This window comes from Vagococcus vulneris (assembly GCF_003950515.1).
Classification (GTDB): domain Bacteria; phylum Bacillota; class Bacilli; order Lactobacillales; family Vagococcaceae; genus Vagococcus; species Vagococcus vulneris.
On the sequence record NZ_NGJS01000033.1, the window covers coordinates 1 to 6,939 of the forward strand.

Annotated in this window: 9 protein-coding genes and 1 other annotated feature; of the genes, 8 read left to right on the forward strand and 1 reads right to left on the reverse strand. The window is 33.9% G+C overall.

Features of this window, described 5'->3' with window-relative positions; all coding sequences use genetic code 11:
• Positions 1-127: 127 nt before the first annotated feature.
• Complete coding sequence (locus tag CBF37_RS11330) at positions 128-1,744, reverse strand: SulP family inorganic anion transporter (protein WP_125984864.1); 1,617 nt, start codon at positions 1,742-1,744, stop codon at positions 128-130.
• A gap of 127 nt (positions 1,745-1,871) precedes the next feature.
• Positions 1,872-2,011 (forward strand) — a sequence feature (ribosomal protein L20 leader region).
• Positions 2,012-2,034: 23 nt separating this feature from the next.
• Between CBF37_RS11330 and infC the strand changes: the two genes are divergently transcribed.
• From infC to CBF37_RS11370, 8 genes are all read left to right on the forward strand, one after another.
• Positions 2,035-2,556 carry a translation initiation factor IF-3 gene (gene infC, locus CBF37_RS11335; RefSeq protein WP_125984865.1) on the forward strand — a complete coding sequence of 174 codons (522 nt, stop codon included), beginning with the start codon at positions 2,035-2,037 and terminating at the stop codon, positions 2,554-2,556.
• A gap of 25 nt (positions 2,557-2,581) precedes the next feature.
• Positions 2,582-2,782 carry a 50S ribosomal protein L35 gene (gene rpmI, locus CBF37_RS11340; protein ID WP_077275582.1) on the forward strand — a complete coding sequence of 67 codons (201 nt, stop codon included), beginning with the start codon at positions 2,582-2,584 and terminating at the stop codon, positions 2,780-2,782.
• A 64-nt stretch (positions 2,783-2,846) separates the two neighbouring features.
• Positions 2,847-3,206 carry a 50S ribosomal protein L20 gene (gene rplT, locus CBF37_RS11345; protein ID WP_125984866.1) on the forward strand — a complete coding sequence of 120 codons (360 nt, stop codon included), beginning with the start codon at positions 2,847-2,849 and terminating at the stop codon, positions 3,204-3,206.
• Between the two features lie 611 nt (positions 3,207-3,817).
• Complete coding sequence (locus CBF37_RS11350; protein WP_125984867.1) at positions 3,818-4,372, forward strand: recombinase family protein; 555 nt, start codon at positions 3,818-3,820, stop codon at positions 4,370-4,372.
• A gap of 133 nt (positions 4,373-4,505) precedes the next feature.
• Positions 4,506-5,141 (forward strand): uridine kinase, encoded by a 636-nt coding sequence (gene udk, locus CBF37_RS11355; RefSeq protein ID WP_125984868.1) that lies wholly within the window; start codon positions 4,506-4,508, stop codon positions 5,139-5,141.
• 14 nt (positions 5,142-5,155) lie between these two features.
• Positions 5,156-5,740 carry a peptidylprolyl isomerase gene (locus CBF37_RS11360; RefSeq protein ID WP_125984869.1) on the forward strand — a complete coding sequence of 195 codons (585 nt, stop codon included), beginning with the start codon at positions 5,156-5,158 and terminating at the stop codon, positions 5,738-5,740.
• A 90-nt stretch (positions 5,741-5,830) separates the two neighbouring features.
• Entirely contained in the window at positions 5,831-6,205 is a 375-nt protein-coding gene (locus CBF37_RS11365; protein WP_125984870.1) for a CvfD/Ygs/GSP13 family RNA-binding post-transcriptional regulator, read from the forward strand.
• Between the two features lie 82 nt (positions 6,206-6,287).
• The gene (locus tag CBF37_RS11370; RefSeq protein ID WP_125984871.1) at positions 6,288-6,656 is read left to right on the forward strand and encodes a hypothetical protein; all 369 of its coding nucleotides are present in this window, start codon (positions 6,288-6,290) and stop codon (positions 6,654-6,656) included.
• Positions 6,657-6,939 lie beyond the last annotated feature (283 nt).

Here is a 6,939-nt window from a genome sequence, read left to right on the forward strand (position 1 = left end):
CTTTTAGGATCAGCGAGTGAATGTGGTGCATAAGGGAGACTTTTTCAGTGAGCCTTTTAGGCTCAGGCCGGCAATAGAGGCTTTCAGCCGAAGAACAAACCTCCAGTTCACACTGGAGGTTTTGATTTTATAAAATTGTTGTTAAAAATCTGTCAACCGTCGGATAAGCGTAATGGGTTTCTAATTCAGAGAATCCAGATTTTTCTAATTGTTCATTGACTTTCGGGTTAACCGAAGCAAAGACGACTATGCGGCCTTCGTTAGTGGCGGATGTATAAAAATCAAGTAATGCATGACATGCCGTAACATCCATGTGTGGAACACCACGTAGTGAGAATATAATATTCTGATTTTTTGGAATTGTGGCTAATTCTGATAGCAATGAATCCATACTCATAAAGAAAAGCGGTCCTGTAACATAGACCACACACCAATTAATATGATTTTGCTCATTTTCATTAAGTCCCATTCGCCTAGGATCAACAGGTTCAATATTGATATTAATCTTAGCACTTTTAACAATGAAATGAATAAAAGCAAAGGCCGTACCGATAAGTATCGCCATACTCAAATCAAGTATGACTGTTGCGGCCATGGTTAGGGCAAACTTGATTTCACCGCTAGCTAAATGATGTTTGAATAAATACTTGATATTGTCCCAATCATTCATTCTCCATGCTGTTACCATCAAAACGCCGGCAAGCCCACTTAACGGAATGTTTGACATTAATGGCGCAAATAAGAACATAGATAATAGAAGAAATAGTGCATGAAATACACCGGTTAACCTAGTTACTGCTCCAGATTTAATTGCAACACTGCTTCGTGCAATTGCTGCTGTAGCAGGAATTCCACCGAAAAATGGTAAAATAATATTCCCGATTCCTTGAGCAATCAATTCTTGATTGTTGTTAATCGGACGCCCAGTCATTTTACTGGCAGATGCGCCGCATAACAAGCTTTCAATCATGCCTAAGACAGCAATGCTAATAGTCGGTGAAATTAAACCGGTCATCATATCTAAATTAATAGAAGTTAATGACAAACGATCATCTGCTAATAAAGTTGTGGGAATTTTACCAACCCGCGCAACATCTAAATCAAAAATCATTACGACAGCCGTCGTCAGAATAATTGCAAGCAATGAAGAAGGGACAATTGAGTTCCACTTTTTAGGGAAGAACACCATAAACAGCACGACAAATAAACCAATAAATGTAGTGGTTAAATTTAAATGAAACCCATAATTAAAGTAGCTTTGTACTTGTTTAATAGGTTCGGTGCTGTTTGATGTTACGCCAAAAAAGTTATTAATTTGACCAAGAGCAATAATAATGGCAATTCCTGAGGTAAATCCCGTAATAACAGACGAAGGTAGGATATTACCTAAAATCCCTAATTTAAAAATTCCGGCAATTAATAAAATAATACCTGCCATTAAGGTAGCTAGAAAAACTCCGTTTAATCCATAACTTGCAACAACTGAAATTAAAATAGCAGCCATTGCCCCGGTCGGTCCGGAAATCTGGAAAAATGCGCCTGATAAAGCACTAATAATAATTCCGGCAATAATAGCAGTAATCATACCAGAAGCAGCAGTTGCTCCACTAGATACGCCAAAGGCTAAGGCAAGAGGTAAGGCTACAGCAGCAACTGTCACGCCGGCCATGATATCCTTGGTGAATCTAGCCTTGTTGTAACCAGCAAACTCATTTTTTAACATTGATACATACGATCCAAACATAAAATAAATCGACTCCCTTTTTCACAATATGTTAAGAATATCACAACATTAAGGTAATTCAAATATACTTTTTAATAAATTAAAGGTTGACACAAGCATTAGTATTAGATATACTATTGGAGTTGAGAAATTAAAGCAGAAGCACCCGCTTCTCGCCTAAATTGCAAAAGTGATTGGGCTGGATATTGATAATTCTTTTCGTTTTAGAACGTTATAGAATTTTTGGTGCGGGTTCTGTCTAAAGGGAACTCGTTTTTTTCTGTATTTTTCTCTAATATATTTGGAGGTGAATGACCATAGCTAAAGATATTATGGTAAACGGCGGCATTCGTGCAAGAGAACTACGGTTGATTGCAGCAGACGGAGAGCAGTTGGGAGTAAAAACAAAAGCTGAAGCATTAAACATTGCTGAAAGTGCACAACTAGATTTAGTTTTAGTAGCACCAAATGCAAAACCACCCGTTGCGAAAGTGATGGATTATGGAAAATATCGTTTCGAACAACAAAAGAAGGAACGCGAAGCCCGTAAAAAGCAAAAAGTAATTAATGTTAAAGAAGTACGTTTAAGTCCTACAATCGATGTCAATGATTTCAATACTAAGTTACGTAACGCACGCAAGTTTCTTGAAAAAGGAGACAAAGTGAAAGCTTCTATCCGATTTAAAGGCCGTGCGATTACTCATAAAGAAATTGGTCAGAACGTCTTAAATCGCTTAGCTGATGAAACTGCTGATATTTCAACAGTGGAACAAAAAGCGAAAATGGATGGCAGAAGCATGTTTATTATGCTGGCGCCTAAAACAGATAAGTAGTAAATAATCTGAGGAGGAAAATCAAATGCCAAAAATGAAAACTCACCGCGGACTAGCTAAACGTGTTAAACGTACTGGTGGTGGCGGATTAAAGAGATTCCGCGCGTTTACAAGTCACCGTTTCCACGGAAAAACTAAAAAACAACGTCGTCAATTACGTCGCCCAAGCATGGTATCAAAAGGGGATTACAAACGTATCCGTCAACAATTGACTCGTATGAAATAATTTTTAGTTATTGATAATGACTAAAACATTAGAACTTTAAAAGAGAACTCAAGGAGGAATTATCATGGCACGTGTAAAAGGTGGAACAGTAACTCGCCGTCGTCGTAAAAAAGTGCTTAAGTTAGCTAAAGGCTACTACGGCTCTAAACATACATTATTCAAAACAGCAAAAGAACAAGTGTTGAAATCTCATACATATGCATTCAGAGATCGTCGTAAAACTAAAAGTAATTTCCGTAAATTATGGATTGCTCGTATCAATGCAGCAGCTCGTATGAACGGTTTGAGCTACAGCAAAATGGTTCATGGCTTGAAATTAGCTGAAATCGATATGAACCGTAAAATGTTAGCTGATTTAGCAGTTCATGATGCAGCAGCATTTACTGCGTTGGCTGACCAAGCAAAAGCAGCATTAGCTAAATAATTAAGCTGAAGATCTTTCCTAATTAAAGGGAAGATCTTTTTTTTATTTTTCATTTGTCAAATTAAACTAGATAAAATATCATTTATAATTCTTTTTATTGTATTTATATCTTTTGTAATAAATCGATATAGGTACTCCTTTATCGTCGGAAAATTTGTAAATACTATAAATAGTCTGTTTTGATTGTTTTAGATTTTTTGTCATAGGTATCGCTTTTTTATGTTGATTATAAAAGATTCTATTAAAACGAGTTTGTCTGTAGTAAGATATGTCTAGGTCATTTGTGGTTGCACTCCTTATCTTCTTTCATCAGAGATACAATTTGAGTGTATCGTAAATGATTTTTTATTTGTCTAACTTAATTTTGCAATCGGTGATTAAAAAATATGATGATAGTCACGTTATTTTTATTTTGTAAATAAAATTACGTATTTTGTGTTATAAGTACATTTTTTCGAATTATAATTAACCTCGTTCGTTTATTGTGCCATATTTTATCAAATTTTGCATAAAGTTATGAAAAGTTTGATATGGCAGGTTTTTTGAAAAACGGTATAGTAGTATAATGAATTGGTTTGTGGGAAATAAATAATGTAGGGGGAGACATAACAATGAAAAAAATAGGTTACGTTAATAAAAATGGAAATAGTTCTTATGAAAAGCAACAAATGGTGGCTTTGGAAGAATTTGGGGTACAAAATCTTACTGTACCCATGACAAGTGATACAGCAGTTCAAGCTGATATTGTACTGGAAGATATTGTTAGTTCGTTGATGGAAGATGATGAACTGGTTGTGTATGAATTGAGAAGTATCGGAAAATCAATTATTCAATTAGCGGATTTTTTAGAATATTTAAAACGAAGAGGAATTAAATTAGTTGTTTTAAATAAAGGCGCTGTTTACGAAAATGTTAGTGATAACAATTATTTAGAAATGATTTTACAAATTGCAGAAATGGAAAAGTCAATTATTCGTGAACGTACGACTAAAGGGTTACAAGAAGCGCGTAAAAATGGTCGTGTCGGTGGGCGACCTAAAATTTCTCAAGAAACAATAGATCAAATTAGATACTTATACAATAATAATCGCTATACATTACGTCAAATTGCTGAAGAATGTAACATCTCGCTAGGTACAGCATACAAGTACGTGCAAGAAAGATAAAATGATTAACTGAGTCTATATTAAAGGCTCAGTTTTTTTATAGAAATAAAAAGGAATTATAGTTGAATCAATGACATAGATGAAGTAACATATAAAAGAACAGAAAGAGAATACCATTAAGTGGGGGGAAAATATGTCACAATCCGAGAAACGTCCGATTGTAATTGGAGTTACTGGAGGTTCAGGAAGCGGAAAAACAAGTGTCAGCCGTTCGATACTAAAAGCACTGCCGAGCCATTCTATCTTGCTTTTCGAACAAGACTCTTATTATCGAGATCAAAGTCATTTAGTTTTTGAAAAAAGATTAGATACTAATTACGATCATCCATTAGCCTTTGATAATGATTTGTTAATAGAACAGTTACAAAAGTTAATAAGATATGAATCAATTGATAAGCCGGTTTATGATTACGAAGAACACACACGAAGTCAGGAAGTCATTCATCAGGAACCAAAAGAAGTTATCATTCTTGAAGGGATTTTGATTTTGGAAGATGAACGCTTACGAGAGTTGATGGATATCAAAGTGTATGTTGATACTGAAGATGATATTCGGATTATTCGACGTATTAAACGTGATATGGAAGAAAGAGGAAGAACATTGACGTCGATAATTGATCAATATCTATCTGTTGTAAAGCCGATGCATCAGCAATTTATTGAACCAACTAAAAAATACGCTGATATTATAGTGCCGGAAGGTGGAAAAAATCAAGTAGCAATTGATTTGCTAACCACAAAAGTGAGAAGTATTCTCGAAAATAAATAGATGGAGGAATAAAAATGACAGTATATCCACAGTTAGATTTAGACAATGCAACAACATTTGCAACAATTAAAACAAATATGGGTGATTTTAAGATTGCTCTATTTCCGGAAAAAGCACCTAAAACGGTTAAAAACTTTATTGAATTAGCTAAGGAAGGCTACTATGATGGAACTATTTTTCACAGGGTTATTCCGGATTTTATGATTCAGGGAGGTGATCCGACTGGAACTGGAATGGGCGGATCTAGTATTTATGGAGAAAAATTTGAAGATGAGTTTTCTAAAGAGCTATTTAATTTAAGGGGTGCTTTATCAATGGCTAATGCTGGACCCAATACAAATGGCAGTCAATTTTTTGTCGTTCAAAACAAACATGTTCCTATGAATATGATGCGTCAACTTGAAGAAGCCGGGTTTCCTAAAGAAATTATAGAAGCGTACAATAATGGCGGGACGCCTTGGTTAGATTTTAGACATACTGTATTTGGACAAGTTGTTTCAGGTATGGGTATTATTGATCAAATTGCAGATGTTGAAAAAAATGCTCAGGACAAGCCGTTGAGTGATGTAGTAATCGAAACAATTGTAATCAACGAATAATATAAAGATTAATAATATAAAGATAAGGATGTTATTCTCCTTATCTTTTTTTGTGTTAAAATAGTTTGGAGAAGTTGCGAGGAGGAAATTATGGAATATAAAATTGGAATGGTACTTACTGGACAGATTACAGGAGTTCAACCATATGGAGCATTCGTATCACTGAGTCAAAATCATCAAGGGTTAATCCATGTTTCTGAGGTGAGGCACGGATTCGTTAAGAACATATTTGATGAATTATCTGTGGGTGAGCAAGTTAGAGTGAGAATAATAGATGTGGATGAATATACTAAGAAGATAAGTTTGTCGATGAGAGTTCTCGAAGAAGTTGATTCAAAAGTGATTACGGGGATGAAGCGAAAGAGATATTTTACAAACAGAAAGAAGAAAATAGGTTTTGAATCTATAGAAAAAAAATTAGATAGTTGGATTGATGAAGCGATTGATGATATTTTGGAAAAATAATGTATTATTTCTGAAAATATGATATACTCAACAGTGTTTGCTAAAATGTTATTAAGTATAAAAAATGATCGAGGTGGGTATATTGTCACAATCAAAAGTCGCAGGAACTGTCATGCTAAATTTGAATAATGGCGAAAAAAAATTTTTGGTAAAACATGATAAAACTGATCATTTAGATTTTATTGTTGCTAATATTGATTCAATACATACTAGTTTAGCTTGTATATTGAGAGATTTAAAAGATGTTGTAAAACTTGATACGAGTAAAATGGATTTATTTGAGTTAACCAATGTGACGATTAATAGTGTATCTATGCCGTTATTTGTTTTTACTTTGGATGAAAATAACGTGTCAGAAATTGATTCTGCCACTTATGGATGGGAAAATCCGAAACAAGTAAAAAATGTATTAGAAAATATAGATATTTCTGGTGTGCCCTTTTTTTATTAAAAAAATATTGATTTATTTCCTATTTATGGTATTATGTTTCTTGTCCTTAGATTATATTTTTAAGAAAAATTAGTTCTTAAAATAAAAAAATAAAAAAATATTTGACAAAGACAAGCAAGTTTGATATTATATAAAAGTTGCTACAGCAACTTAAAACAAAAAGATTTAGACCTTTGAAAACTGAACAAAGTAAGACAAACCAAATGTGTAGGGCGTTTTTACGAAAGTAAAAACAAACCATATTTAGTGAATAACAATTCGCTAGCAAGTTTTAAATTAATGA